This is a genomic window from Vibrio sp. D54, from assembly GCF_021728075.1.
GTDB classification, from domain to species: Bacteria; Pseudomonadota; Gammaproteobacteria; order Enterobacterales; family Vibrionaceae; genus Vibrio; species Vibrio alginolyticus.
The window spans coordinates 66,858-92,664 of the sequence record NZ_JAKKCS010000002.1 but is presented as its reverse complement, the minus strand read 5'-3'; the positions used below and the strand labels follow the sequence as shown (position 1 = coordinate 92,664).

Below are 25,807 nucleotides of genomic sequence, written 5' to 3'. Positions count from 1 at the left end.
GACTTTGAGCAGTCTCATTCAGCGTTCTGTTTTGGTACGTTACCGCGGAAGCTGTTCACCATAATAGAGATCAACGTCTTTAAGGTTACATCATCACTGCGGTATGAGTAGGCTCGTATACCCGTAAACTGAACCTGGAACAACTGAGCAAGAAGCAATGTATCCTGAGCTTCAATTTCGCCATTCTCGATTGCTCGCTCAAACAGCTTTGCAAGAAAAGATTCAAATTGGTTTGCTAAGCTGATTGTTTGATTGCGCAGCGCATTAAAATCCTCAGCAAATTCACTTGCTGATTTGACTAACATGCACACTTCACTGGGATTGGAGTCTCGCTGATTGATAACCACATCAATCGCGAAAGCTTCTATTGCATCTAGAACCGTTGTGTTCTGAGCTAAATGCAACTCAAACAGGGCTTGCAAGTTCGCAACGTACATTTTTAGCGCTTCACAATATAGCCCCTCTTTTGACCCAAACGTCGCATAAATACTTCCAGGACGCAGATTCACGCTATCTTGTAAATCACGTGTAGATGTTGCATGAAAACCTTTCTTCCAGAATAGATCCGAGGCGGCTTTCACCACTTCATCACGTTGGAATTTCTTTGTATTCGCCATGAGCAATTATCAATTTTGAACATATGCTCAATTTTATATTGAGCGACCGCTCAAAATCAACTATCCTGTTCTTGCCTAATCCGCTCATATCCAATTACAGGAGATTTAAACATGGCAGAATTTAAACTGTATACCGCAGAAAACGCACCCGAAGGATCAAAGCACCTGATTGAAAATTCAGTCAAAGCGTTTGGCATGCTACCAAATCTTCATGCTGTTATGGCTGAAGCGCCAACCTTGCTTGAGGGTTATCAAGTTGTGCATGAGCTCTTTCAACAAACATCATTTAACGCAGAAGAATTGACCGTCGTATGGCAAACCATCAACGTTGAACATGGTTGTCACTACTGCGTTCCTGCTCATAGTGCGATCGCGGCGTCAATGAAAGTGGATCAGGAGATTGTCGATGCTCTCGTCAACCAAACACCATTGGCAGACGAAAAACTTGAAACACTACGAGAGACAACGCTTCAAATGGTGCGCCAACGTGGTGTAGTTGAAGAGTCTCAGATAGAGAAATTCTTTGCGGCGGGTTACGGACAGCAGCAACTGCTTGAAATTGTACTTGGTCTAGCGCAAAAAGTGATGAGTAACTACACCAATCACCTAGCTGACACCCCGGTTGATGCACCTTTCAAGAAGTTCGCCAAGTAACTTAAGCTTTTATTACTGGTCCCATTCATGGGACCAGTAATACCTTCAAAAAAGGCTTTGTTGCATGGCGCTTCGCTAGTGTGAGCTGACCCCTAATTACAACGGCGCAACGTCGGTTCCTCCTAAAGACTGGTAAAGCGTAACCTGAGTGAGAAACTGGTTGTAACGGTTCTCCAACAAAGAAGCTTGCGCGTTTCTGGTGTCTTCTTGTGCATTCAAATAGTCCATGATCGACGTCGAACCATACTGATACCGCGCAGCATAAATGGACTCAGCGGCACTTGCGGCATCATATTGTTCTTGTAAACGCGCCGCCTGATACTTCAATTTCTCGCGTGCCGACAAGGCATTTTCGACATCTTGGAATGCGGCGTACAACACTTGGCGATAACTCACAATAGCCGATTGATAGTCTAAATCGGCAATGGCTTGGCTATTTTTCATCTCATTCCACTGCAAAAACGGCAACGTCATATCTGCACCTAAACTGCCGATCGGGTTGGAAAGCAGGTCTTTGAGCGCTTGTGACGATCCACCCAAAGCCCCAGTGAGCGTCAGCTTGGGCAAGTAGTCCAAATCTGCTGCGTCTTTATTTGCTAGCGCGGCTTTGACTTCATAAATCGCTGCTTTAATGTCGGGTCTGCGGATCAATAAATCAGACGGAGCACCAACACTCAACGATGGCATATCGCCTTCAGGCAGCATTTGGATGTTTGCACTGATGCTCTTCGGCGGTTGATTGAACAAAATCGCAAAGGCGTTGTTTGCCTCAAGTAAACTCTGTTCAAACTCACTTTGCTGCGCTTGTAAGCTTGCCAACGTACGTTTGGCTTCAAGCACATCTAACTGATCCACAGCGCCAAGTTGGTACTGTTTTTCAATCAATTGTAGCGTTTGAGCTGCGTCTTCCACATTACGCTGACTGAGGTTTAAGCGCTGTTTTAGATAGCCGATTTGCCAATATAACGATGCCGTCGTTGCCACCAAACTTTGTGCGGTCGCCTCGCGATCTTGTTGAGTTGCCATCGCCGTCCACTTGGCTTGGTCAACGTCTGCCGAGATTTTTCCCCACAAATCCAACTCGTAATTGACGGACAAGTTAGTGCTGTAGCTATCTGCCGATTCCCCGCTATCAAGAGATTTTTGAACTTGTCCTGATGTGGAAGAACTCAACGTAGGGAAAAGGTCATCTTGCGCTAAACCCAGCTGTAAACGCGCTTTCTTTAGCGTTAGCGTTGCCAGCGTCAAATCGTTGTTTTGAGCCAACACCTGAGTAATGTATTGATTAAGCGTTGGGTCGTTAAACGCCAACCACCAAGGATCCATACTGACATCACCCGCAACATGCATCTGTTGCCAATTTGCAGGCACTTGCACCTCAGGAGCTTGATAGTCGCTACGCATAAGCGAACCACAACCTGACAACCACACTGCGCTTAAGGCCGCCGCGACCAATCGAGTTTTGAATTTCATTGTGTTACTCATTTTTAGTCTCTCGCTAGCGCTTCTATAGGATCGAGTTTGGCGGCATTGCGAGCGGGTAAAAAGCCGAAAGCGATGCCAATCAACGTTGAGCAAATAAACGCCCAGATGATCGAGTTCATTGAGTAAATCATTTGGAAGCTGCTGCCAGATGTACTGAATGCAAAACCAATCAAAAACGCCAAACCAATACCAGCAATGCCACCACACAAACACACTAGTACCGCTTCAATCAAAAACTGACGCAAAATATCCGCTTGCCTCGCACCCACAGCCATTCGCACACCGATCTCTTTCGTGCGCTCTGTCACCGACACCAACATGATGTTCATTACGCCAATTCCCCCGACAATTAGGGAGATTACCGCAATCGCTGAGATCAGTAACGTCATGGTGGCGGTGGTTTTCTCGATGCTCTGACGAATAGTGTCAGTGTTAATCGTGAAGAAATCTTCTGTACCGTGGCGCATTTTTAACAAGTTGATGATGCTCTGTTCTACCGCTGCGCTTGGGGCATTCTCATCAATCCGTACAGTAATACCGTTGAGGTAGCGTTGTCCCATCATTCGTCCCGACATGGTGGTGTATGGCACCCAAATTTTCAGTGCGTCGCTGTTACCAAACGCGTCTTCTTTTTTCTGCGTGACACCTACAATACGCACTGGCAATGAACCTAGAAAAATCACTTCACCAATCGGATTTCTATCCGCAAACATTTCCTTTCTGGTGTTGTCATCAATCACTGCTTCTTGGGCGAGTGAGTTCACGCTCTCTTCATCCCAAAACTGACCTTTGGCGATCCCATAACCGCGCACACGGAAATAATCTTCCCCAACCCCTTCCACAGACGCGGTTGCATCCTGATTGGCGTAACGCACGGTTAAGCTGTTGGATAAAGACGGCGTGACACTGTCGACAAAAGGTAGACTCTCCAACGATTTAGCATCGTCGGCGGTTAGCGTTTTCACTCGTCCGGAGCGGCGGTCACCAAACCCTTTGCCCGGCCTGACATCAATGGTGTTTGTTCCCATGGATGAGATATTCGACAAAATTTGCTGTTGTGAACCATTACCTAGTGCCACCACGGAAACCACCGAGGCTATACCAATAATGATGCCGAGCATGGTCAAAAACGTGCGCATTCTGTGGCTAGACATCGCCAGCAGCGCCATTTTGAGCGCGTCAATAAAACTGTCCCAATTCCACCACTTACTGGCGGCTTGCGCTGGGCGATGAAAAGACGCGCTCGGTGTATTTGCTGCTTGCTCATTGATTACAACTTGTGCATTTAGCGTATCTGCAATGATTTCACCATCTTTGATTTCAATGATGCGATCCGCAAAGTTCGCCACGTTCATATCATGAGTCACTATGATGATCGTATGCCCAAGTTGATGTAACTCTTTAAGAAGTGCCATCATCTCTTGCCCGCTGTGACTGTCTAATGCACCAGTGGGCTCATCAGCGAGAATCACCTCACCACCGTTCATCAGTGCACGAGCAACACTCACGCGCTGTTGCTGGCCACCACTCAGCTGGCTGGGCTTGTGAGTCAAACGATCTTCCAGCCCTAAGCGAGCCAATAACGACTGCGCTCGCTCCGTTCTTTGACGATGAGGAACTCCCGCGTAAACCGCTGGTACTTCCACGTTTGCCACCGCGGTTAAGTCCCCCAGCAAATGGTAACGCTGGAATATAAAGCCAAAATACTCGCGGCGCAGTTCCGCCAGTTGGTCGGATTCCAACGTCGATACATCTTGCCCATTAATGAAGTATCGACCGCTGGACGGTTTATCCAAGCAGCCGAGCACATTCATCAGCGTCGATTTACCTGAGCCTGATGCACCCACGATCGCGACCATTTCACCGCGTTTTATCTCTAAATTAATGTGGTTCAACACGGTAAGCGACTCGTCTCCAGAGACGAAACGTCGAGTTAAATCCTCAACTTTTAAAAGCACGTCACTCATCCTAGAACCTCATCGGAGGTCGACGACGATCACCTCGGCTTGATGATTCTCCATCCATAGCATTGCCAAGAACAACTTGGTCACCCTCCTTCAAACCTGAGAGAATTTCTGCGTTCACTTTGTTGTTAATACCCACTGTCACGGGCTTTTTCACCACTTGGCCCTGTTCAAGCACTGGCACGGTATAGTTGCCTTTGCCGCCAGATTTTTGCAGCACTTGTGAAGGGACAATCAAGGTATTTTCCGATTGCTCAAGGACAATCGAAACTTGCGCAGTCATGCCGATGCGCAAAATACCTTGCGGGTTCTTCACGTCAAATACAGCGTTGTAGTAAATGGCATCGCTATCTGAAATGCTCAGATCGCTATCATCGCCATCCATGATGGTTGGCCCCGGCTCAATGGCGCGCAATGTACCTTTAAACTGCTGATTCGGTTTGCCTAAAATGGTGAACAGCGCCGTTTGGCCTGGGTGAACAAAAATCACATCGGCTTCCGAAATTTCGGCTTTCACCGTCATCGTATCTAACTTGGCTAACTCGATAATAGTTGGCGTGGTTTGATTGGCGTTTACGGTTTGTCCTTCTTCCACCGCGGTGTAAACCACCGTGCCATCCATCGGTGCGTTGATGGTGGTGTAACCGAGATCTAACTGCGCATTGTCGACGTTGATTTTGGCTTTCTCGATTTCGGCATCCCGTTGCGCTAACTCGGCTTTGTAGATGGCGAGCGTCGCTTCGGCATTCTCGTAATCAGCTCGTGAGCTCGCTTTCGCTGCCAGCATGCCTTTTTGGCGCACGTATTCATAGTTTGCTTGTTTAATCTGCGCTTGCTTAGCCTGGTACTGAGCGTTGAGACTGTTAAGAGACGCTTGGGCTTCTTTGAGGCTGTTTTGCTGAGTCAGGCTGTCAATCTGTGCAATCAAATCTCCCTGTTTGATCTCATCCCCTAAGTTCACAGCGAGGCGTTGAATTTGCCCAGATACTTGCGCACCTACATTCACCAATTTGGACGCTTGCAACATGCCGTTGGCTAATACCGCCTTTTCGATATTGCCTTTGCGAACGACTTCTGTCGCGTAAGGAGAAATGGGTTCTGGACGTTGCAGATAATGATAACCACCAGCACCAATAGCAAGTAGGCCACACAAAACGAGCCATTTTTTATTGAGTTTCATAGCAGGAGTGAAGTAAATAATCGTTTTGATTTTATACTGCTATTTGTCTTAGCCGTACAGGGTACGAGACGTAAAGATAGGTAAATTAACGTCAAGAAACTGAAGGAATAACTTCACTAACGTGAAAAATCAGAGATATTATAGTCACTTCAAAACTTTATCATTCAATACATATAACAAAGACCATTTTTAATATAAAAATTCAAGTTATAAGTATTATAAACAAAACTTTTAAATACTAACAAACCAGTAAAATCCAAAATTATTCAACATTCCATTAATTTGAATTTCATGATGGCCATTTTGATGATTGAATTTAAAGAGGAGTTAAGTGACAAGTTAAATAAAAAATACCCACATAACACAGGTAAGACCGAGAGGGGTGTGTCATGTGGGTTTAAAACGATAGTTCTCTTGCTGATTCGAACTACCAACGTTGGGATGCAATGGAAATACAAATGACTCAGAGTTTCCATCACGGACACTTTATCGCTGGATTTCCCTCTATTTGTTAGGGAACAGTCAGCACAATAAAAATAGAGAAGTAATACCGCAAAAATAAAAATAGAGGTTCAGGGTTTAATTTACACGTAAAATAAATACTATATTCACGCCATGAAGCATTAATAAATTCAACAATAAATATTTATTAAGTTAAATTTACTTATTGTCAGCACACTGTTAGTTTTACTCCTAAATACACTGGTCAGATTTGTTTATTTTACTAATTTTAGTTGCAATACAACTTCTAATTAATTCATGAGAAAAACATGCAGCGACAATTCACTCTTTCACCGATTTATTTATTAATCGGGTTAGCCTCCTCGACGGCGTATGCCGGTGGTTTTCAAATTAACGAACATTCTGCGACGGGTCTTGGTCGTGCTTTTGCTGGTGATGCCGTCATTGGTGATAATGCATCTGTAGTCAGCCGCAACGCCGCAGCGATGACGCTGTTTAAACAAAATGCCTTATCGTTCGGTGTCACTTACGTCAAACCTGACGTTACCGTTAAAAATACGCAATATCATCGAGCTAATATTAATGCGGATGTCAATGTTGGTATGGGCGGTTTTCCTCCGTCCCCTCAAGTTGACATTACCCCGTCCTTCTCTCAAACCGTGACCGACATTGATGACGTCGATGGCGTTGGTCAACCAGCCGTTGTACCCAATTTTTACTTTATTCACCCTATCAACGACGACTGGTATCTAGGCTTATCGGCATACTCCAACTTCGGAACCGACATGGAGTTTAAACCAAACTATGGCGCACCTGTTTTTGGCGGTGTCACCAGCGTAGCGAGTGTCAACCTTGGCGCAAGCTTGGCATACAAGGTGAACGATCGTTTTAGTATCGGTGGTGGTATTGATGTGATTTACGGCTCTGGTGAGCTGTACCGCGATATGGACGTGGGTGCTTGCGTTGGTGGGAACATACTTGGAAACGAACTAGAACAACGCTGTGGATCCGTAAAAGGCAACGCACTTGATGTGGAAGCTGGCGGCATTGGACTTGGCGCGAACATTGGCATGATGTACGAGTTTAACGAACGTCATCGCTTAGGTTTAAGCTACAAGCACAGCCCTAACATCGATGCCAAGGGTGACATCCACTTTGCTGGCGAATCGTACGACTCACTTGCTATGCCGCTACCGGATATTGCGGAGTTTTCCGGTTATCACCGCGTCTTACCTAAATTTGCACTGCACTATTCTGTGCAGTGGATTGGTTGGTCAGCATTTGACAACTTGAAAGCTGATGATCAGTTGCTAAAAGATTTTCAGTGGCAAGACTCCGCGCACTACTCCATCGGTGCGACTTGGTACGCCAATGAACGTTGGACACTACGCACGGGTTACATGTTCGACAAAACACCTGTCGATGAGCTGACTTCGCTTTCTATTCCAGATTCGAACCGTCACTGGTTATCTGCGGGGGCCTCTTACCAATGGTCATCAGATACCACGGTTGACATCGGCATGACGTACTTGATTGGTGAAGATGTCAACGTAGAAGAGTACGCGTATGAAGGTGTTCCTGCACCGATGGTAACGGGCGTGACCCATTCAAATGCGTTCCTAATTGGTGCCCAACTCAGCCACCGTTTCTAATTTGTCAGGCAGTGATCAAACCTCTAGGTCATTGCCTTGTAACAACGCTTATCAAAGCGACCGAACAGAGACATTATTATGAACAAAACACTACTTGCTTTTTCACTCTCACTTCTCACTCTAGGCGCGGCTCAGGCTTCAGAATGGGGCTATGGCAATGACAAACACGGGCCAGAGCACTGGGGAGAAATCGCCAAAGACTGCGCAACCACGAAAAACCAAAGCCCAATCAACATCGACAACCCAGCCGATGCAAAACTGGAAGCACTGAACCTTTCGTACACTGGTCAGGTCATTGGTTTAACCAACAATGGTCATACGCTGCAAGCGCAAGTGAACGGACATAACAGCTTCACCATCGATGGCGAGACGTTCGAGCTGCAACAGTTCCATTTCCACACACCTTCAGAAAACCAAATCAAAGGCCGCCAGTATCCACTTGAAGCGCACTTTGTGCACGCCAACGCAGACGGCGAGTTGGCGGTAATTTCGGTGATGTTTGATGCTGGCGATCAAAACGCAGCACTGTCTAAACTGATCAGCGCAATCCCACAAGAGAATCAAACCACCTTCTTTAAAGATACGTTTGAGATTAACGACTTACTGCCAAAAACTGCAAACTACTATCGATTTAACGGCTCTTTAACCACACCACCATGTTCAGAAGGTGTGCGCTGGTTTGTGCTTAAAGACACTCAAACCTTATCCAAAGATCAAGCCGCGAAACTGATGGAAGTCATGGGACAAAACAATCGTCCGCTACAACCGTTAAATGCGCGCGTTGTACTTTCTAACTAATCGCCAAATCCGATAAGGGGCATCGTATTTGCCCCTTATTTTGATTCGCTCTAACCTCACTTCGTTACAGGAACCCCCAATGAAAAATCCATCTGTTCTGTCACTCTTACTCGCACTCGCCCCGACATTCGCCTTCTCTCATAACCTTTCTGTCGGTCAAACCACCCCTTCCGTCAGCATTGATACCTATGGCGAAATGACGCTGCAAGGAGACGATGTGGCTTATCAACCTTGGGCAACTCAGCAGATGTTAGGCAAAGTCCGTGTGATACAAGCCATTGCAGGTCGTAGTAAAGCCAAAGAGATGAACGCGCCGCTGATGTCAGCAATCACTGCCGCTCACTTTCCTGAAGATCAGTATCAGACCACAACCGTGATCAACCAAGAAGACGCCATCTGGGGAACCGGTACATTTGTAAAATCGTCGGCAGAGGACAGCAAAAAGACATTCTCTTGGTCTTCCATGGTGTTAGACAAAAATGGCGTATTAGCAACAACTTGGGATCTGCAGCAAGAAAGTTCTGCGATTATCGTACAAAATAAACAAGGCGAAATTTTATTCGTGAAAGAAGGGGCTTTAACTCAAGACGAAGTCACACACGTCATCGAACTGATTAAACAGAATATCTAAACCTAAGGTAAGGAAAAGCTATGAAACTGTTCAACACCATCGCACTCTGTCTTTTAGCGGCTGTAGCCTCTTTCCAATCGGTTGCAGGAGACAACGATTGGGATAAGATTGCAGATAAGACCGTCAGTTTTAAATCGGAAACCGACACAGTCAATCCACTGTCACCATTTGCTAACGCTCGTTTCAGCCACATAAAAATCAAATGTACGCAAGGTACGGTCGATCTGAAAAGCGTTAAAGTAATCATGAAAGATGGTCAGGAAAAGACGTTCGACAGTTTAGGGGTTCTGACTAAAGGCATGTCATCAAGAAGCTTAAGCCTACCAACAAAAGATAACGCGAAGTTAGACAAAATCGAGTTGAACTATGAATCGGTTGGCAGCACTGCGCTGCAAGTCGCGGGGGTGACCAAAAAAGCGCAAGTGGAAATCTTAGGTAAGAAAATCGACGAGTAAGCGATGGCTCAACGAACTCACCCAAACTAAAAACAGCGGCACTAGGCCGCTGTTTTCATTAAAAAATCGTCATGGATAACTAAATGAATTTCTTCAGCTTCGCCAAACCATAAGCGGCGATGGTGACACAATCTTTGATCGTACCGTCGATCATCATCTGTTCGAACTCCTCAACAGAAAAAGCGCGAGTGATCAAATCCTCTTCTTCACTGTCGAGTTGATTGCCCACGTCCGTTAAATCACTGGCGAAGTAGACGTGACATGTCTGATTCAAAAAGCCGTATGCGATAAACTGCGCGCCGACATACGCCATAGTGCTCGCCTGCATGCCCGTTTCTTCACGCAGTTCGCCTTTGGCAAGCTCAAGATGATCCGCATCTGGGTTTGATTCCCACGCCCCTTGTGGGATCTCCCAACAACGTTGACCTACGGTGTAACGGTACTGCTGAACCAAGTGAATCATCCCGTTATCGATAGCCAGAATCGCAGCACAATCAGGTTTGTCGACCACACCATAGATGCCCTCTGCGCCGCTCGGACGTAAAATTTTGTCCTCACGCACCGTCATCCACTTATTCTGGTAAACGACTTTGCTGTCTAGCTGTTTGATGTCTGACATGGTTATTCCTTGATTTTTCTGAGGGTTACTGCGGAATAATACCCGATTCGGTTACGCCACCAAAATGTTCTTTAGTTCACTCAAAGACTCAACGGTGTAATTTGGTGCGATACGCTCATCGACGCTTGCGCCTGTGGTATTTAACCAGCAAGTTTCAATACCAAAATTATTACCACCCAGAATATCGGAATGCAGGTTGTCACCCACCATCAGTACGCGCGTTTTGCATGGGTTGCCCATTTGCTGCATCGCGTATTCAAAAATACCTAAGTCCGGTTTTGCTACGCCCACTTGTTCAGAGATCACCACTTTATCGAAGTACTCAGTCATCCCTGTGCGCTCAAGGCGAATTGCTTGCAACTCTGCAAAACCGTTGGTGATGATGCCCATTTTAGCTTTGCCTTGCAGCGCTTCCATCAGCTCTTTTGCACCTGGCAACAAGCTGCAAATATCGGCCATCGCTTCTAAAAATGCGCTGTTGAGATCTGCTGTTGTAGTATTCAACTTCTCAGCCCACTCGGTAAAACGCTTATGTTTTAGCTCATCTGCCGTTACTTTGCCGTCTTGGTAATCCACCCAAAGCGGTTTGTTTACGGTTTGGTAATGAGCAAAATTTTGTTCAGTAAAATCTACGCCTTTGCGAGAAAACATAAGCTGCAAACCTTTGAAAGCATCAAAGTGGAATAAGGTTTCGTCAGCGTCAAACAGGATCCAATCGTACTTCATTTTCTTCTTCCCAAAATCAAGGTCGTAATACTGGTGCATAGTCTAGATTGTTTTCTTCTTGAAGATAATCTCTATAATTGGAAATTAATTGTATCCTTGTGCTCAACAATAAATGCTTCACGATAATAGGAGATTGATGTGAACGCGATTGCCTCCCTGCCCGTTTTTGTTGCTGTTGTCGAATGCGGCAGCTTTTCCCTTGCGGCCAAACAGCTGAATCTGACGAAATCGGCGATCAGCAAACGCATCAACCAACTAGAAGACGATTTGGGCATTCGTCTCCTTAACCGAACCACGCGTAAGCTGAGCCTGACCGAAGCGGGAGAACGCTATTTTGAGTACGCTTCTCAAGCGCTCAATCTGGCCCAGCAAGGCGTAGACGCGGTATCGGAACTGCAAGGCTCTCCACAAGGTCGGCTCAAAATTACCGTGCCAATGTCTTTCGGTGTACTGCATATCGCGCCTTTGATCAGCGAGTTTCTCGCTCGTTACCCGAAAATTGAAGTGGATTTAAACCTCGAAGACAAAATGGTCGATTTGGTTAAAGACGGTTTTGATTTGGGGATCCGTATTGGTGAACTCACCTCTTCCAATCTAATCGCAAAACGTCTCGCCCCTTGTAAAAGTGTGCTTTGTGCCTCGCCAGATTACTTAGCGGAGTTTGGAACACCACAAAAACCAAGTGATTTAGTCAGTCACAACTGCCTGCGCTATTCCTATTTCCGTGGCGGCGTCGAATGGATGTTCATCAACAATGGCAGCGAATACAAGGTGCTTCCAAAAGGAAACTTTATCGTCAATAACAGCGAAGCCATTCGCCAGTTGCTGTTGAGAGGTTCGGGCATTGCGCAACTGCCGACGTTTATTGCAGGAAGAGACTTTGCCGCAGGAAATCTAAAACCGGTGATGGAAGAGTATTCTCTACCAGAACACGCCATTTATGCGGTGTTCCCTGAGCGCAAGCACATGCCGTTGAAAGTAAGAGCCTTTATCGATTTTATCAGCGAAAAACTCGGCACAGATTTACCTTACTGGGATCGTTACAACAGCCCAGAAAAATAACCAACTTGATGATAAGTGAGTGAGATTTCACTACTGACATGTTCTGACATTCCATCCGCGTAACCTTATTTGGAACTCAACAGGCAATCCGCCAAAACCAATAAGGAATCACAATATGGAAACCGTTATCGAAACTGTGCAATTTCGTCTAACCACAGGCACAACAGAGCAAGACGTGATCGCCGCTGCCAAACAGTCACAAACGTTTGTGAAGAATCTGCTAGGCTTTTTGTATCGCTCACTCAGTCACGAAGCGACGGACGATGTGTGGACAGACATCATTTACTGGCGTTCAATGGACGATGCAAAACAGGCGGGAAAACAGCTTAAGCAAGCCGCTGAATTTCAGCCTCTGTTATCAATGATTGACTGCGAAAGCTTCGAGCTTAAACATCACAACTTAAAAATGTGCAGTGAGCTAGAGAAGTAATCAGCCACACTACCACTAACAACCAGTAGGTCTAGATAAGGAACATCATGAGCAAATCAGAACGACTGTTTGAGCTACTGACGCTTCTGCGCGCAAAGCGTTACGCCGTGACAGCGAAAGAGCTCGCAGAAAGAATGGAAGTTAGCGAACGTACGATTTATCGCGATATTCAGTCGTTGCTTAGTTCTGGTGTTCCGATTCAAGGTGAAGCAGGTGTTGGCTACCTGTTGCAAGCTGGCTCTCATCTGCCGCCTTTGATGTTCTCAGAAAAAGAGATGATGGCGCTTGAACTGGGTATGCGGATGGTTCGAGCCTGGTCGGATGCCGAACTTGCCGAAGCGTCTCACTCTGCGTCCACCAAAATACTTTCGGTATTGCCAGATAAGCTCAAACAACAAGTGGAAGATTGTCCGCTGATTGTGCCCGATTATCACACCCAATCCGAGACTGCCAAACGAGGGCAGCTTCTGCGCCACGCGATTGATCATCAGTTTAAGGTCAGTTTGGATTACCAAGATGAAAGCGGACAGGTGACCGAGAGAAAAATCCAACCGTTAGGCCAGTTCTTTTGGGGCAAAGTCTGGACGCTGGTCGCCTGGTGCGAATTGCGTGATGACTACCGCCAGTTCCGCCTCGACCGTATCCAAGCACTGCGTATGCACGATGAAGAGTTTCAGAGTGCGGAAACCAAATCTCTCAAACATTATATTGCGCAGTATGAATCGAAAGATTGAGTGTTCTTCATCCTTCCATCACAAGGATTCTAAATTGCTCTGCTCAATGCGCGATATTTGGAAAGGCACATTTGGTTAAACTAATGTTTCATTTTTAACAGATGCGCAACCAACCTAAGATCGTTAACTTAAGTAGCACGTCAACCACACCGGAGCGTGAAGCTATGAAAGTACTGATTCAATACACCCAAGCAGGGAAATATAGAGATCAAGCGTGGGAGTCTTTAACTCTTCGATCTAAAGGTGATATGCAGGCCGTTACCCCTTCTTATGCTGCCCAACTTATCGAACAAAGCAAAGCGACACTTGTGATGACTGAGGAGCAACAAATCGTTATTCATCCATAACCGACTATTAGCCTTGTTTAACCAACCTTTGTTAGTTGTGCAAGGCTTACATCTCGCCATTACACGTTATCCATTTTATACACGACCAACTATATTTACATAAAAATCAATAAAATAGTTCTTATTTTCGTTCTCGACACTCCTTCAAAACGGCCTTACATTCATAGCTAAGATATAGGTTATCTGTTAGTCTCTTTATTTCTTCATGATAAAAATTAGGATAAAACCTTTGAAAAAGCATCGGTTTATTATAAGGATAGGTGCAATATGCAATTGATCTGGAACATTATTGGATACTTAATGTTCTCTGGTGTATTAGTTATTTTTTTTCAAACATTCTTTATAGGTATCATGCACCTTTTAATGCCAAAAGACATTGTCAATAGCTACTTTAAAGAACCTTATTTTAACACTTTCGAACTAGCTCTATTTACAGGTTGGCCTTACGCATTTTTCCGAACATTGATGTTTGTTCGTTTAATCGTTCAACCTAACTCAGGTAAAAAACGAAAGTTACCCGATGTATCCCAAGAGGTGCCTAGGTGGTACCGCCTATTATCCTTCATAATAATATGGGTAATTATCATAAACTCTACAATGTTAGCACTTGTATTTTTTATCGCAGGTTTTTTATCACTAGCAAATCATGTATGACCTTTACTTATCCAACCAAGTTTAATATCACACTTTAAATGTAAAAAATCACATTAACAATTTCATGCAAATAATAAATACATCAGCTAATTTGTAACTTTTTAAAATGAAAGTCTAGAATGCAAAAAATAAACCTTTTTAAATATAGTTTTTTGTTAGTATCTGCACAAACAAATTATTAGCTAGAGGTGCTCTGTGTCGGGATTATTTGAGTATAAAATAAAAACTCATGATAACTTATCATCAATTATATTAAACATGTATGGTACTCCATATGAAAGGCTAAATTTATCACTTGATAATAAAAAGCTTACGAGTCTATCCGCATCGCTCGAAGTTGAGGGTTACCTGCGAATGCTCATATAGTTAAACAAGCCGAAAAACTGAATAAAATAGCTCAAGCATCTAAAGTGGGCGGACATGTTTTAGTCGGTGTTGGTCTGACGGCTTCCTGCATTCAGATTGCGAATACACAAGACCAACATGAGAAGAATGAAATTTTTGTTGAGTCAATAACTAGCACAGCTGTAGGAATGGGTACCAGCGCGTTAGTCGGTCTATTTTTAGTATCAAACCCTATTGGCTGGGGGACTGCCATTGTACTCGCTGCCGGTTCAACGGCTGTAGGTTATGCATCCGGTAAAGTGGCAAAAAGCTTTTATAATTCAATTGAAAGCAAGCCAAACTTAGTCGCTAGTACTGGAATAGAGTCTATATGCAGCAAGTAATCACATTTCTTTTTTACACTTTAATGACTGGTGTGATTATTATTTTCTTACAAACCATTTTTATCGGTGTCATGCACTTTCTGATGCCGAAGGAGATTGTTGGGAACTATTTTAAAAAACCATATTTTAATGAATTTGAGCTTTCTTTATTCACAGGGTGGCCTTACGCATTTTTCCGAACATTGATGTTTGTTCGTTTAATCGTTCAACCTAGCTCAGGTGAAAAGCGAAAATTACCTAATATTTCTAGAGAAGTACCAGAATGGTATCGTTATTTGTCGATTCTATTACTGGGTATTATTATTGTGAACTCTGTTGTCGTTGCCCTGACTTTATCAATTGGGGCCGTTCTTTTAGCAATTGAATGAGAAATTAACATTAAAATATAACGATGCACTCGACGAAGAGAGCTCAGTCAGAACTCTCTAATCGCCAGTGTTATTGCATACTGATCTCTACTCTTCTTCGTTGAGACGACGAATCAACTTAGCTGGCGTGCCTCCGTATAGACAATCTGGCGGCACATCATGGTTGACTACCGAGTTCGCCGCAATCACCGAGCGAGCGCCAACTGTTACACCTTGGTTGATGACGGAATTTCCGCCAATCCACACATCATCTTCAATCGTGATAGGTTTACAAAACGTTTCCCAACGTCGACGACTTCGGTAATCAACAGAATGAGAAGCGGTATAGAATTGCACGCTCGGTCCAATGAGCACGTGGTTCCCGATGGTAATTTTGGCACCATCGAGCATGACCACGTTCATGTTGATAAAGGTTTCTTCACCTATTTCGATGGTCTTACCAAATTCACAATGAAAAGGGGACTGGACAATACAACGGCCTACCTTGCCAAATAGCTGCTTTTGCAATTCGTCGCGCTGACTTTCGTCGGTGTTATTATTAAGTGCTCTAAGTGCTTGAAGAGCATGGCTTCTAATGGCGTCAATTTCTTTGTCCATGCCATCAAAGACCTGGCCAGACATCATTTTTTCTAGTTCTGTCACTGGAAGACTCCTACAACCTGCAATTACTGCTTTCAGATTCTTCACAAGGTACGTGAACTGCGAAATAAAAAAAGAGAAAAGCCCGGACTTTTCTCTTTCCTGTTTTTATATTTTGTGGAGTCTGTCAACTTACACAATTTCCCAACTGTGGGTCATCTCAACACCTTCGCCTAGCATTAAGCAAACCGAGCAGTATTTTTCTAGCGAGTCAGCCGCCACTTTTGCTACGACTTCTGGGTCAAGCTCGTCACCTGACACTTCAAAGTGGATATTCACTTGCGTAAAGATACGCGGTGCGGTTTCACGACGCTCTGTGGTTAGCTTGGCATTAACTGACGAAACCTTTTGGCCTGCTGTTTTCAAACCATCAACAACATCGACAGAGCTACAGCCACCAGCAGCCATTAGTACCATTTCCATTGGGCTTGGTGCGGTTGCACCACCATTGCCATCCATCACTACGGAGTGGCCCGACTGAGATTGCCCAAGGAATTTAAAATCTTCTATCCATTTAACTTCAGCTTGCATGATTTACCTCATTTAGCATCGCTTATTCAAGGCATCGTTGCCCTTACTAGCAGTGTGTTTCTTGTCGATACTTTAGCTCTATCGCATAAAAGGGCAATGGAATTTTCAACATTACTGTAATTTTTTCGCTCGGTTACCTTTCTCTATACGTAACACTTTTTATTTAAGTAACACTTTCTACAAAAATAACGATGAGGTAGCTATGAAGAATATGTCTAAGTTATTGGCCGGTTTCTCCTTCGCACTTCCAGTCTTGTTTCTACTATTGAGTAAAACAGGTACCGCCGATACGATGGATAAGCTGAAGGCTTCAGAGAATACAAGAATCGCAACGCTAGCTGGCGGTTGTTTCTGGTGTACAGAATCGGATTTAGAGCAACTGCCCGGCGTAATCGATGTTGTATCAGGTTATTCAGGTGGCCATATTGAAAACCCGACTTACCGCCAAGTCTCTTCTGGTAAATCTGGTCATATTGAAGTGATTGAGGTGAAGTACGATCCTGCTGTCGTGAACTACGAACAAGTGCTGGACTACTTCTTCCGTCATATCGACCCTACCGACGATAAAGGTTCATTTGTTGACCGTGGCCCTCAATACCGTCCAGCGATCTTCTACCATAATGCGGAGCAAAAACAGATTGCTAAGCAGTTTATGATGGAAATCGACAAGGCGATGATCTATCCAAAGCCGTTGAAAACAGAGCTGATCGAGTTTGAAAAGTTTTACCCTGCGGAGTCGTACCATCAGGATTACTACAAGAAGAGTAGCCTAAAGTACAAATACTACCGCTACGCATCAGGTCGCGATAAATACCTCGACGAAGTGTTTGGTGAAGATCGAAAAGAAAGCCCTAAAACACTTCGACAGTTGATTGAAGAAAAAAAGCTGCTTTCGAAAGTGAAAGCGTACAGTAAACCTGCTCAGTCTGAAATCAAATCAAACTTAACAGAGCTACAGTATTACGTGACGCAAGAAGAAGGCACGGAGCGTCCGTTTGATAATGAATACTGGGACAACAAAGAAGCGGGAATTTATGTTGATATTGTGACCGGTGAACCGCTATTTTCTTCTACTGATAAATACAAATCTGGCACAGGTTGGCCAAGCTTTACTCGACCAATTAACCCGGGTTACATCGTGGAGAAAACCGATTATAAACTGCTCTACCCTAGAACGGAGATCCGCAGTAAGTTTGGTGATTCACACCTAGGTCACGTGTTTAAAGATGGTCCTAAGCCGACGGGATTACGCTATTGCATGAACTCTGCTGCGATGAAATTTGTACCTGTGAACAAGATGGCGAGTTTAGGCTACGGCGATTACCTGTACCTATTTGATAAGTAATTTTAACCAAATTAGGAGTGAACATTCAGCGCGATGAAAGGTTTTAAATCCAACCTTCCCATGAAAGTCTGTCCGGTCTGTCAGCGCCCGTTTTCTTGGAGAAAGAAGTGGGCGCGAAATTGGGAGGAAATCGTTTATTGTTCTGAGCGTTGCCGAAGAAATAAATCAACGAAAACGTAGGTCACTCCGACCCTATCTGGAGTATGTTATTTCATTTGTATTAACGTTTGTACGCGTTCTCTTACCAAGGCAATAACGTCCCATCATAAGCCCAAAACGCCCCGCTATCTTGCGGGGTTGCTTTTTCTATCAAGCCTAATAAATCCTTAGCAACTCGCTCTGGCGTGAACAACTTTCCCTCTGGCACATTGGTTTGAAAAGGTGCCGACAAAGCGGTGTCCGTAGTACCTGGGTGAAGTGACAGCACCGTGCCATGTTTGACCATTCTTTGCCATTCGATCGACATGGTTTTAAGGAACATGTTTAATGCGGCTTTCGATGCTCGATAGCTGTACCAACCACCTAACTGATTATCGCTAATGCTGCCAACTTTGGCCGAAATGGTCGCAAACTTAGGTGCAGTACTGCGTTTTAGCTTGGGCGTGAAGTATTTCGCCAACAGTAAACTTGGCAAAGTATTAACCGTAATGGTTTGCTGAAAGAAGTCTGCGTCGAGCGAGCTAAGGTTCTTCTCAGGGCCTTTGTCTTGGGTGTGCAACATACCAACGCAGTTCACCAACCAATCGACATGTTCAATCTGCTCACTGAATGCTTTTACCCGCTCGTCTTGCGATACATCCACTTGATGCCAAACGACATTTGGGGGTTGCCAATCTGGTTTCTGCTTACGATAAGTGGCATGCACGCGAGCTTGAGGGAACCGAGCTGCGGCTTCTTGCACCATCGCCAAACCAATTCCACCATTGCCACCGACGATGAGTATTTCCATCACAAGTTCTCCACGTTTTCTATGTAGTGCTCTGCGGTATCAAGTATCGCTTGGCGCTGCTGTTCTTCCATGTTGTCCCAAGAGCGGAAAATCATCCCGATTCGTGGGTTGGTTGCGAGACGTTTGTCGTGCTTGTTCATAAAACGCCAATACAAACTGTTAAACGGACACGAGCCTTCTCCACTGCGCGATTTATTGTCGTAATGGCAACCCTTACAGTAGTCGCTCATTTTGTTGATGTAAGAGCCACTCGCCGCGTAAGGTTTGGTGCCAACAATGCCGCCATCCGCAAACAATGCCATGCCACGAGTGTTCGGCATTTCTACCCACTCAATTGCATCCACATAGATACCGAGATACCACTCATCCACTTGATCTGGATCTATCTCGGTTAGCAAACAAAAGTTACCTGTGACCATCAAACGTTGAATGTGGTGTGCGTAGGCATAATCGAGGGACTGACCAATCGCATTGCGCATACAGGCCATTTTGGTTTCGCCACTCCAAAAGAAGTTTGGCAGCTTTCTTTCTGCGCCCAGCTCGTTCTTTTTCGGGTAATGAGGCATGTTCGCCCAATAGACGCCTCGAATGTACTCTCGCCATCCTAAGATTTGGCGAATAAACCCTTCGACTTGAGAAATGTCGATGTCCGCGTTGGAATGAAATGCCTTGAGTGAAGCATCAATGACTTCTCTCGGGTGCAGCAATTTGCTGTTGAGCGAGAATGAAATTCGGCTGTGATACAAGCTCCACTTAGCATCGTGCTGGCCTGTCATGGCGTCTTGAAAACGGCCGAACAACGGCAAGCAGACTTGGCAGAAATGCGCGAGTAAAGACAAGCTCTGCGCGCGATTGATCGGCCACAACAAGTCTCCTTCAAGATTTCCGATGGTTTCGATGTCATGTTTTGCCAACCGCTCAATAATGCCGTGGACGTCGGTACTGAACATCAAAGGTTGTGGCAGTTGTTCAATGTCTTTGGCTTTGAGCTTGTTACGATTATTGGCATCGTAATTCCATTTTCCGCCAACAGGTTTTCCGTCTTGCATCAAGATGCCGAAGCGCTTGCGCATCCGGCGGTAAAAGTGCTCCATCATGATGTGTTTGCCTTGAGGAAACTGCGATTCTATTTCCTCAAACGGCAACAAAAAGTGCTCCGAATCGACACAACGCGTCACGACCCCATCAAGCTTTAGTTTGGCTAACTGCTCCAGCAGACGGTATTCATCCGGGCGTTGATATTCAAACTTACTTGCACCAACTTCGCTCACGTAGTTTTGCAAGACTTGCTCAAGATCGTCGAAGGATTGTGTGTCATCCAATGTGAGGTGCAGAACTTGGTGACCTTCACTCTGACGCTCTTTCGCAAACTGTTCCATTGCAGAAAAGAACGCACACACTTTCTGAATATGATGCGTGACGTAAGTATTCTCTTGCTTGAGCTCCGCAATCAGGTAAAGCACTTGCTCATCAGGTTGCTGAAACCAAGAGTGCTCACTGTTAAGTTGATCGCCCAAGATCAATCGTACGGTTTCAAATTGCATTACGGTTTCTCCGATGACGAAGCTTTGTCACTGCTGCCCATCACAATCGGCCAATCGACCATGTCTACACTATCCAAATGCGCGCCAGGACAACGACCTTGCCACCTATCAATGAACTCCATGTGCGGGTCGTACATTTCGGTTTGCTTTTCGAGGTTGAATTGTCGTGAACCACGCGGATCAGCACCAACGCCTGCTAAGTATTGCCAATTTCCCCAGTTTGATGCCACATCGTAATCGACCAGTTGTGACTCAAAGTACGCCGCGCCATAACGCCAATCGAGGCCAAGCTCATGCACCAAACAACTGGCAACTAACTGTCTGCCACGATTCGACATATAACCGGTTTCATTAAGTTGGTGCATACACGCATTGACGATAGGAAATGGCGTTTCACCTTTCTTCCATTGTTGAAAACGGTGCGCGTAAAAGCTGGTGCGTGGTGCTTGATTTTGGATGCCACCGAATCGGAAGAGCTGTCGCTTGTGTCGACGGGCATACCAATAAAAGTATTCACGCCAAAGCAGCTCGAAGTAAATCCAGTAGGTTGAATCATTTGCGCCATTCTCCGCTTCATAACGTTTCAACATGGCATAAATAGTTTTCGGAGAAACGCACCCATGAGCTAGCCAAGGAGAGAACTTGGTGGAGTAATTCATGCCATCTAAACCATTGCGTGTTTGTTTGTATTCACTGGCTAGTGTGGAAGCAAAATACTGGCGACAATGTTCAAGCCCGCGGCTTTCTCCACCATGAAACGCAGCTTTTGTGTCAAAGTAATATGCAGTAACGGAAGGAAGATTCACACCTAAAGGAATTGGAGGTAACGAACGGACACTCTCGTGGGGCCGAGAGATGTCTAAACCTTCAACCTGCTTTCTAAACTGCGTGAAAGTCGTAGGCAGATTGCTCAAGTCAAATGGCAGTTGTTCTTCCCTTAACAGGGTCCGGATTGCTTGCTGTTTTATTTTTACATGAGACGCGCCTTCAACTGCGCGATCTAACGCTTGTTGCTCATCCGAACCGGGAAAGGCGTCAGCATATATATGTGTGACGCCGAAGCGATTAACAGCATACTTGATTGCTTGATCGGGCGTTAGTTCAACCGCCCATAATCGCTGACCAAGGTGATTCAAAGATTGATTGAGTTCACTAAGCGATGAGTCGAGAAACTGCAATTTCGCGCGCCCGAAAGAGACTTCCTGCGCAAAGAGATGCAAGTAAGGCGTCATTGAAGGGTAGCAATACAAGCAAATCAACTCGTCCATTTCTACACTGGCGCTTTTCAACAGTGGGTTGTCGTGCAATCGCAAGTCGTTCGTGAACCAATAGAGTCCTATTTTCTTTTTCAATTCGCACCCTCAGATGTTAATTCTTCGTCTACGAGTTCTTTTCACGGAGACCCTGACGTTAAGCCTTTTGATTTACTTGCTTTTATACGAAAACGAGAATTTGACGATCATTAGGTTACTAACGTTCACACGGAATCCATTTGCTGGATATCTCAAAACACGCAATACCACCAAACGCCTGTACATGTTTCATACTGATATTTTATAAAATTTAAATCCAACGGTATTGATCACGATCTTAATCACTCATTTTCTATATAAACCATGCAAAAGTGATAAAAATTAAAGCGACATTAGTTAATATCCGTTAATCTAAGCCCAATCCCATTTTGCTAGTACCATCGCAGAAATGACCGACGAGTTTAAGAAATCAACCGCTAATTTAAAAAAAGCGGTCCCACTGATGATCAAAAACCATGTTGCTGCCACGCCAGCCAACTACGCGCTTTGGTATACCTACGTTGACAAGACCATTCCAGAACTCAACTTTGAGTTAGACATGGTGTTAGAAAACTACGGTATTTGCCCGCCAGCAACCAATAAACAGCTTTACAACAACTATGTGGCCAGCAAAGCAGAAACCAGCCTTGAAGATCTTAGAACCAATGTAGAAGTTCTGCTACACGAAGTATCCAGTTCAATGAGCGATACGATTTCAGATACTTCCTCCTTTTCTGAGATGGTAGACAAAAGCTTTAATAAACTGGAAAAAGTTGAGGACAATAGCCTAAGCATTGAAGAAGTGATGGTAGTGATTCGTCAACTGGTCGCAGAGTCACACGAAATTCGTCACTCAACAAAGTTTTTGAATAGCCAATTGACTAACGCGAGTGAAGAAATTTCTCGCCTCAAAAACCAACTGGCTGAAGTACAGCAAGATGCGTTGTTCGATGGTTTGTCAAACCTATACAACCGCCGAGCATTTGACAAAGATCTCTCTTCACTTATTGCATCAAATCAGGCAATGACCTTGATCATGCTTGATATCGATCATTTCAAATCATTTAACGACAATTACGGGCACCTTTTTGGCGATACAGTATTAAAAGCCATTGCCCGCCGGCTACAACAAAGTTGTCGAGATGGGATATGTGCGTACCGTTTTGGTGGTGAAGAATTCGCGTTAATTGTACCTAACAAATCTCTGCGAATTGCTCGCCAATATGCAGACACACTACGCCGGATGATAGAAAAACTGCGTATCAGAGATAAGCGCTCAGGCACACAAGTTCACAGCATTACCGCTTCTTTTGGGGTAGCAGAATTTGAGCCGGGTGATACGCCTGAAGCCTTAATCAATAAAGCCGATAAACAGCTTTATGAGGCAAAACAACTCGGTCGTAACCGCGTGATGCCAATTTAAATAAACTGGCTAAGCGAAAACGACTTTTATGATGAAAAAGAAAACCCCGCGCTGTAAAGTGCGGGGTTTTTGTATCCAATCATGAGTATCTTAATCGACGCTGTAACAGTAACTTAGAATGTAGTCGTCACCATTTTTTGCGGTATATTCTTTATCTTCACTGCATGCCATCGGCTTACCTTTTTTGTCGCCTTTGATTAGACTTATCCAATGGCGCATCGCGGTTGGTGCATTGCCAGTTAGTTCAGGATGAAACGTCGTGCGAGTTTCTAATTGAATATCGTCAATGTCCACTAATTCCACGCAACCAGTGCCTTTGTGACAGCCAAACAGCACTTCTACATGATTGCCCGAATCATCTTTAAACAAAATCGACTTTGGATCTTCCTTTTCACCAGTGTACGCCACAAAATGTTTCGGGCTTTTCAGGCCGCTATGCGTACCGTCTTTGAAGTAAGCCAATACATGGCGATAATCAATTACGTAACTTGATACGTCTTGGTGCGACCCGTTCTCCAATGGGAACATGCGGTCAAGCAGTTGCTTCGCTTTTACTTGTTTCTCACTCTGCTGCTCAGCACTTACCGCTTCGACGGCAAATACGGCTTCAGCGATAAATGGGCGTTGTTGTTGTTGCATCTCTTTTTTATCGAAGTTCAGCATATTCATCGTCATATCCTCGCACTTAAAAACTCGTCCTAGAGTAAAAACTTAAATCCTTTATTTAAGTTTCAGGCAATTCTGTGAAGTGGATGGTTAATTTCCTTGCCTGCTCATTATGTAGACTAGCGAAATATTGACTACAATTTCACAACAAAAATTTTACAATGTGTATTTTACAAAATGTCTGTGTCAAAAAGCCTTATTCGTCAGTCTCATTTTCTTGGTACGAAAATTCGTAACCTAAGAAAAAACAACCATTTAACGATGGAAGATTTGTCTGCCCGTTGTGTAAGAATTAATCCAGAGTACGCTCCTTCGGTTTCTTACCTTTCAATGATTGAGCGCGGAAAACGCGTACCGAGTATCGATATGCTCGAAGTGATCGCGGAAGTTTTTCAAAAAGATCCTGCTTGGTTTTTAGATGATGAACCCGAATTAGAAGCCATCACACCCAACAAAGGAAATCGTGGCGGGATTAGTGGCATGGCGTTGGAGCCGAGCTTTCTGTTCTCCAATGATATTCTTCAAATCGCGATACCAGAAATGCTCTCCCAAACAGGTATCACGGGGCGTCAATTCGCCCACTTACTGATCCGCGCACACCAAGAAAACCATCAAAACCATTTTCCTGATTTAGAGCGCGCCGCCGAAGAGGTCGGCTTGAAGCGGCTGAATCTATCTGTAGAAGATCTCGTAGACATTGCAAAGAGTATGGGATTGGATATCCGCTGGGTAGATCGAGCGCCACAAGATGTGATTGATGAACTGGGCGTCAGCGCCAAACAGTTGATTACGTCTTTCATGGAGCCACCTGGGACTATTTATCTCAATAAACGAATGCGTGACTATCCAACCCGATTGAAGTATGACTTGGCGGTATATATTGGTCATCGAGTGCTCCATAGCAGCGATGCAATGAATAACGTTTTATCTATCGGGCATCAAAACAATTGGGAGCAAATGGACAGCCCTGTGTCGAACTCTGAACTCAATTCGCAAGATATCCTGCAAGCTTGGCGTGATTTTGAGTCCAGCTTCTTTGCCGGTGCCCTACTCTGCCCCAAAGTACCCTTTCGTCAGCTGCTTGACCGTTCTGGTTACGAGATTGATGTTCACAAAAAGGCGGGAGTTTCTCCTTCTGTTGCAATGCGTCGCATGACGGTGGTCTCGCCTTACCCTCATTGGCACTATTTTGATGCCTATGGCCCCGGCAAGTTAAAAGCCGTGTATCGCGGAAATGGTATTCCATTGCCTTGGGGCAACATGCGCAAAGTGAACGACCCTTGTCAGCACTGGGCGGTATTCCGACGCCTTTCCCAGCCTTTGGATACCAGTTCAGCGCAAATTTCGATTTTAAATGTTGGCGACGAGCCACGTATCTACTGCTGCGAATCGGTCAACGTATTTGATCCTGCGGGGAATAATCGGGTGCTATGTGCCGGTATTGATCTTAACCCTGCCATTTCTGCACAAGGTGGCGATGCCGTTTCCATAGCGGAAGAACTTAAGTCCCTTTGTGTCGCTTCCGGCGGAAGTAGTGTTATTCCTCCCCACATCAAAAAAGACTTAACGACTATCGCTAAGATATTAAACATCAACTGGATAGAGCGCGGGATTCAAACCCAAGCAAGGTTGATCTGCTCCAGAGGGGCGGTTTGTCCAAGACAACCTAGTTGTTACAGCAAGTGCGGAGAAGCTGATGAGACGGGCAACGATGTGAATATCATCAGGCTTTAGAAAGAAAAAACGCCAATCACAATAAACGTGATTGGCGGTATATACTTGTGAACAATTTGTATTCACTAACAACGTCAGTTGGCTAGGTGACCCTCGGCTTAATAAGGGTCACTCTAAG

Annotated in this window: 27 protein-coding genes; 15 read left to right on the top strand and 12 right to left on the bottom strand. The window is 44.9% G+C overall.

The window, feature by feature from the left end; all coding sequences use genetic code 11:
* Window positions 1-14: 14 nt before the first annotated feature.
* The gene (locus tag L3V37_RS03030; RefSeq protein ID WP_237305812.1) at window positions 15-617 is read right to left on the bottom strand and encodes a TetR/AcrR family transcriptional regulator; all 603 of its coding nucleotides are present in this window, start codon (window positions 615-617) and stop codon (window positions 15-17) included.
* Between the two features lie 111 nt (window positions 618-728).
* On the opposite strand from L3V37_RS03030, the gene L3V37_RS03025 reads away from it, so the two are divergent.
* Window positions 729-1,271, top strand: a complete 543-nt coding sequence (locus L3V37_RS03025) for a carboxymuconolactone decarboxylase family protein (protein ID WP_005374097.1) — start codon at window positions 729-731, stop codon at window positions 1,269-1,271.
* 96 nt (window positions 1,272-1,367) lie between these two features.
* Here the strand turns inward: L3V37_RS03025 and L3V37_RS03020 are convergent, their stop codons facing one another.
* The 3 genes from L3V37_RS03020 to L3V37_RS03010 are packed head-to-tail and all read right to left on the bottom strand — an operon-like array spanning window position 1,368 to window position 5,900.
* Complete coding sequence (locus L3V37_RS03020) at window positions 1,368-2,744, bottom strand: efflux transporter outer membrane subunit (RefSeq protein WP_165401717.1); 1,377 nt, start codon at window positions 2,742-2,744, stop codon at window positions 1,368-1,370.
* Window positions 2,745-2,758: 14 nt separating this feature from the next.
* Entirely contained in the window at window positions 2,759-4,723 is a 1,965-nt protein-coding gene (locus L3V37_RS03015; protein ID WP_237305811.1) for a MacB family efflux pump subunit, read from the bottom strand.
* Between the two features lies 1 nt (window position 4,724).
* The gene (locus L3V37_RS03010; RefSeq protein ID WP_237305810.1) at window positions 4,725-5,900 is read right to left on the bottom strand and encodes an efflux RND transporter periplasmic adaptor subunit; all 1,176 of its coding nucleotides are present in this window, start codon (window positions 5,898-5,900) and stop codon (window positions 4,725-4,727) included.
* A 770-nt stretch (window positions 5,901-6,670) separates the two neighbouring features.
* On the opposite strand from L3V37_RS03010, the gene L3V37_RS03005 reads away from it, so the two are divergent.
* The 4 genes from L3V37_RS03005 (at window position 6,671) to L3V37_RS02990 (ending at window position 9,898) form a co-directional block, all read left to right on the top strand.
* Complete coding sequence (locus L3V37_RS03005) at window positions 6,671-8,014, top strand: OmpP1/FadL family transporter (protein WP_237305809.1); 1,344 nt, start codon at window positions 6,671-6,673, stop codon at window positions 8,012-8,014.
* A gap of 78 nt (window positions 8,015-8,092) precedes the next feature.
* Window positions 8,093-8,812, top strand: coding sequence for a carbonic anhydrase (locus L3V37_RS03000; protein WP_237305808.1), 720 nt, complete (start codon window positions 8,093-8,095; stop codon window positions 8,810-8,812).
* 79 nt (window positions 8,813-8,891) lie between these two features.
* Complete coding sequence (locus L3V37_RS02995) at window positions 8,892-9,443, top strand: YtfJ family protein (RefSeq protein ID WP_237305807.1); 552 nt, start codon at window positions 8,892-8,894, stop codon at window positions 9,441-9,443.
* Window positions 9,444-9,463: 20 nt separating this feature from the next.
* Window positions 9,464-9,898 carry a hypothetical protein gene (locus L3V37_RS02990; protein WP_005480927.1) on the top strand — a complete coding sequence of 145 codons (435 nt, stop codon included), beginning with the start codon at window positions 9,464-9,466 and terminating at the stop codon, window positions 9,896-9,898.
* Between the two features lie 79 nt (window positions 9,899-9,977).
* Here L3V37_RS02990 and L3V37_RS02985 read toward each other — a convergent pair whose 3' ends face one another.
* On the bottom strand, window positions 9,978-10,517 hold the full coding sequence (locus tag L3V37_RS02985) for an NUDIX hydrolase (protein ID WP_005374107.1): 540 nt from the start codon (window positions 10,515-10,517) through the stop codon (window positions 9,978-9,980).
* A 51-nt stretch (window positions 10,518-10,568) separates the two neighbouring features.
* A complete protein-coding gene (gene yjjG, locus L3V37_RS02980; protein ID WP_237305806.1) occupies window positions 10,569-11,243 on the bottom strand; it encodes a pyrimidine 5'-nucleotidase in 675 nt (224 codons plus the stop codon).
* 138 nt (window positions 11,244-11,381) lie between these two features.
* On the opposite strand from yjjG, the gene L3V37_RS02975 reads away from it, so the two are divergent.
* The 6 genes from L3V37_RS02975 (at window position 11,382) to L3V37_RS02950 (ending at window position 15,566) form a co-directional block, all read left to right on the top strand.
* Window positions 11,382-12,305 carry a LysR family transcriptional regulator gene (locus L3V37_RS02975; RefSeq protein WP_005384329.1) on the top strand — a complete coding sequence of 308 codons (924 nt, stop codon included), beginning with the start codon at window positions 11,382-11,384 and terminating at the stop codon, window positions 12,303-12,305.
* A gap of 115 nt (window positions 12,306-12,420) precedes the next feature.
* Window positions 12,421-12,735, top strand: a complete 315-nt coding sequence (locus L3V37_RS02970; RefSeq protein WP_237305805.1) for a hypothetical protein — start codon at window positions 12,421-12,423, stop codon at window positions 12,733-12,735.
* A gap of 47 nt (window positions 12,736-12,782) precedes the next feature.
* Window positions 12,783-13,469, top strand: coding sequence for a YafY family protein (locus tag L3V37_RS02965; protein WP_005497912.1), 687 nt, complete (start codon window positions 12,783-12,785; stop codon window positions 13,467-13,469).
* A gap of 164 nt (window positions 13,470-13,633) precedes the next feature.
* Window positions 13,634-13,816, top strand: a complete 183-nt coding sequence (locus L3V37_RS02960; RefSeq protein ID WP_021035913.1) for a hypothetical protein — start codon at window positions 13,634-13,636, stop codon at window positions 13,814-13,816.
* 1,064 nt (window positions 13,817-14,880) lie between these two features.
* Complete coding sequence (locus L3V37_RS02955) at window positions 14,881-15,198, top strand: hypothetical protein (RefSeq protein WP_230237957.1); 318 nt, start codon at window positions 14,881-14,883, stop codon at window positions 15,196-15,198.
* Window positions 15,186-15,566: a hypothetical protein gene (locus L3V37_RS02950; RefSeq protein WP_237305804.1), complete on the top strand. Its 381-nt coding sequence runs from the start codon at window positions 15,186-15,188 to the stop codon at window positions 15,564-15,566. Before L3V37_RS02955 ends, L3V37_RS02950 begins: the two co-directional genes overlap by 13 nt.
* Window positions 15,567-15,653: 87 nt before the next feature.
* Here the strand turns inward: L3V37_RS02950 and L3V37_RS02945 are convergent, their stop codons facing one another.
* Both L3V37_RS02945 and L3V37_RS02940 read right to left on the bottom strand, forming a co-directional pair.
* Window positions 15,654-16,208, bottom strand: coding sequence for a sugar O-acetyltransferase (locus L3V37_RS02945; RefSeq protein WP_031780875.1), 555 nt, complete (start codon window positions 16,206-16,208; stop codon window positions 15,654-15,656).
* A gap of 129 nt (window positions 16,209-16,337) precedes the next feature.
* Window positions 16,338-16,736 (bottom strand): OsmC family protein, encoded by a 399-nt coding sequence (locus tag L3V37_RS02940; protein ID WP_005374132.1) that lies wholly within the window; start codon window positions 16,734-16,736, stop codon window positions 16,338-16,340.
* Window positions 16,737-16,938: 202 nt separating this feature from the next.
* Between L3V37_RS02940 and msrB the strand changes: the two genes are divergently transcribed.
* On the top strand, window positions 16,939-18,081 hold the full coding sequence (gene msrB, locus L3V37_RS02935; RefSeq protein WP_005374134.1) for a peptide-methionine (R)-S-oxide reductase MsrB: 1,143 nt from the start codon (window positions 16,939-16,941) through the stop codon (window positions 18,079-18,081).
* Between the two features lie 33 nt (window positions 18,082-18,114).
* Window positions 18,115-18,261 (top strand): DUF2256 domain-containing protein, encoded by a 147-nt coding sequence (locus tag L3V37_RS02930; RefSeq protein WP_005374142.1) that lies wholly within the window; start codon window positions 18,115-18,117, stop codon window positions 18,259-18,261.
* A 61-nt stretch (window positions 18,262-18,322) separates the two neighbouring features.
* Here the strand turns inward: L3V37_RS02930 and L3V37_RS02925 are convergent, their stop codons facing one another.
* The 3 genes from L3V37_RS02925 to L3V37_RS02915 are packed head-to-tail and all read right to left on the bottom strand — an operon-like array spanning window position 18,323 to window position 21,926.
* The gene (locus L3V37_RS02925; RefSeq protein WP_237305803.1) at window positions 18,323-19,030 is read right to left on the bottom strand and encodes an SDR family oxidoreductase; all 708 of its coding nucleotides are present in this window, start codon (window positions 19,028-19,030) and stop codon (window positions 18,323-18,325) included.
* A complete protein-coding gene (locus L3V37_RS02920) occupies window positions 19,030-20,574 on the bottom strand; it encodes a cryptochrome/photolyase family protein (RefSeq protein ID WP_237305802.1) in 1,545 nt (514 codons plus the stop codon). The genes L3V37_RS02925 and L3V37_RS02920 overlap by 1 nt, the downstream gene beginning before the upstream one ends.
* The gene (locus L3V37_RS02915) at window positions 20,574-21,926 is read right to left on the bottom strand and encodes a DASH family cryptochrome (protein ID WP_237305801.1); all 1,353 of its coding nucleotides are present in this window, start codon (window positions 21,924-21,926) and stop codon (window positions 20,574-20,576) included. Before L3V37_RS02915 ends, L3V37_RS02920 begins: the two co-directional genes overlap by 1 nt.
* A 349-nt stretch (window positions 21,927-22,275) precedes the next feature.
* Here L3V37_RS02915 and L3V37_RS02910 point away from each other — a divergent pair, with 349 nt between their 5' ends.
* Window positions 22,276-23,289: a GGDEF domain-containing protein gene (locus L3V37_RS02910; RefSeq protein ID WP_047102820.1), complete on the top strand. Its 1,014-nt coding sequence runs from the start codon at window positions 22,276-22,278 to the stop codon at window positions 23,287-23,289.
* Between the two features lie 90 nt (window positions 23,290-23,379).
* Here L3V37_RS02910 and L3V37_RS02905 read toward each other — a convergent pair whose 3' ends face one another.
* A complete protein-coding gene (locus L3V37_RS02905) occupies window positions 23,380-23,958 on the bottom strand; it encodes a malate synthase (protein ID WP_005374156.1) in 579 nt (192 codons plus the stop codon).
* Window positions 23,959-24,132: 174 nt separating this feature from the next.
* Here L3V37_RS02905 and L3V37_RS02900 point away from each other — a divergent pair, with 174 nt between their 5' ends.
* Window positions 24,133-25,689, top strand: coding sequence for a DUF3612 domain-containing protein (locus L3V37_RS02900; protein WP_213889628.1), 1,557 nt, complete (start codon window positions 24,133-24,135; stop codon window positions 25,687-25,689).
* The last annotated feature ends 118 nt before the right edge of the window (window positions 25,690-25,807 follow it).

Bases quoted from the DNA above. Each gene is read 5' to 3' on its own strand.
- L3V37_RS02925 (WP_237305803.1), bottom strand. From the start codon at position 19,030: ATGGAAATACTCATCGTCGGTGGCAATGGTGGAATTGGTTTGGCGATG.
- L3V37_RS02985 (WP_005374107.1), bottom strand. From the start codon at position 10,517: ATGTCAGACATCAAACAGCTAGACAGCAAAGTCGTTTACCAGAATAAG.
- L3V37_RS02910 (WP_047102820.1), top strand. From the start codon at position 22,276: ATGACCGACGAGTTTAAGAAATCAACCGCTAATTTAAAAAAAGCGGTC.
- L3V37_RS03010 (WP_237305810.1), bottom strand. From the start codon at position 5,900: ATGAAACTCAATAAAAAATGGCTCGTTTTGTGTGGCCTACTTGCTATT.
- L3V37_RS03000 (WP_237305808.1), top strand. From the start codon at position 8,093: ATGAACAAAACACTACTTGCTTTTTCACTCTCACTTCTCACTCTAGGC.
- L3V37_RS02940 (WP_005374132.1), bottom strand. From the start codon at position 16,736: ATGCAAGCTGAAGTTAAATGGATAGAAGATTTTAAATTCCTTGGGCAA.
- L3V37_RS03015 (WP_237305811.1), bottom strand. From the start codon at position 4,723: ATGAGTGACGTGCTTTTAAAAGTTGAGGATTTAACTCGACGTTTCGTC.
- yjjG (WP_237305806.1), bottom strand. From the start codon at position 11,243: ATGAAGTACGATTGGATCCTGTTTGACGCTGACGAAACCTTATTCCAC.
- L3V37_RS02990 (WP_005480927.1), top strand. From the start codon at position 9,464: ATGAAACTGTTCAACACCATCGCACTCTGTCTTTTAGCGGCTGTAGCC.
- L3V37_RS02905 (WP_005374156.1), bottom strand. From the start codon at position 23,958: ATGAATATGCTGAACTTCGATAAAAAAGAGATGCAACAACAACAACGC.
- L3V37_RS03030 (WP_237305812.1), bottom strand. From the start codon at position 617: ATGGCGAATACAAAGAAATTCCAACGTGATGAAGTGGTGAAAGCCGCC.
- L3V37_RS02930 (WP_005374142.1), top strand. From the start codon at position 18,115: ATGAAAGGTTTTAAATCCAACCTTCCCATGAAAGTCTGTCCGGTCTGT.
- L3V37_RS02960 (WP_021035913.1), top strand. From the start codon at position 13,634: ATGAAAGTACTGATTCAATACACCCAAGCAGGGAAATATAGAGATCAA.
- msrB (WP_005374134.1), top strand. From the start codon at position 16,939: ATGAAGAATATGTCTAAGTTATTGGCCGGTTTCTCCTTCGCACTTCCA.
- L3V37_RS02950 (WP_237305804.1), top strand. From the start codon at position 15,186: ATGCAGCAAGTAATCACATTTCTTTTTTACACTTTAATGACTGGTGTG.
- L3V37_RS02995 (WP_237305807.1), top strand. From the start codon at position 8,892: ATGAAAAATCCATCTGTTCTGTCACTCTTACTCGCACTCGCCCCGACA.
- L3V37_RS02970 (WP_237305805.1), top strand. From the start codon at position 12,421: ATGGAAACCGTTATCGAAACTGTGCAATTTCGTCTAACCACAGGCACA.
- L3V37_RS02965 (WP_005497912.1), top strand. From the start codon at position 12,783: ATGAGCAAATCAGAACGACTGTTTGAGCTACTGACGCTTCTGCGCGCA.
- L3V37_RS02900 (WP_213889628.1), top strand. From the start codon at position 24,133: ATGTCTGTGTCAAAAAGCCTTATTCGTCAGTCTCATTTTCTTGGTACG.
- L3V37_RS03020 (WP_165401717.1), bottom strand. From the start codon at position 2,744: ATGAAATTCAAAACTCGATTGGTCGCGGCGGCCTTAAGCGCAGTGTGG.
- L3V37_RS02920 (WP_237305802.1), bottom strand. From the start codon at position 20,574: ATGCAATTTGAAACCGTACGATTGATCTTGGGCGATCAACTTAACAGT.
- L3V37_RS03005 (WP_237305809.1), top strand. From the start codon at position 6,671: ATGCAGCGACAATTCACTCTTTCACCGATTTATTTATTAATCGGGTTA.
- L3V37_RS03025 (WP_005374097.1), top strand. From the start codon at position 729: ATGGCAGAATTTAAACTGTATACCGCAGAAAACGCACCCGAAGGATCA.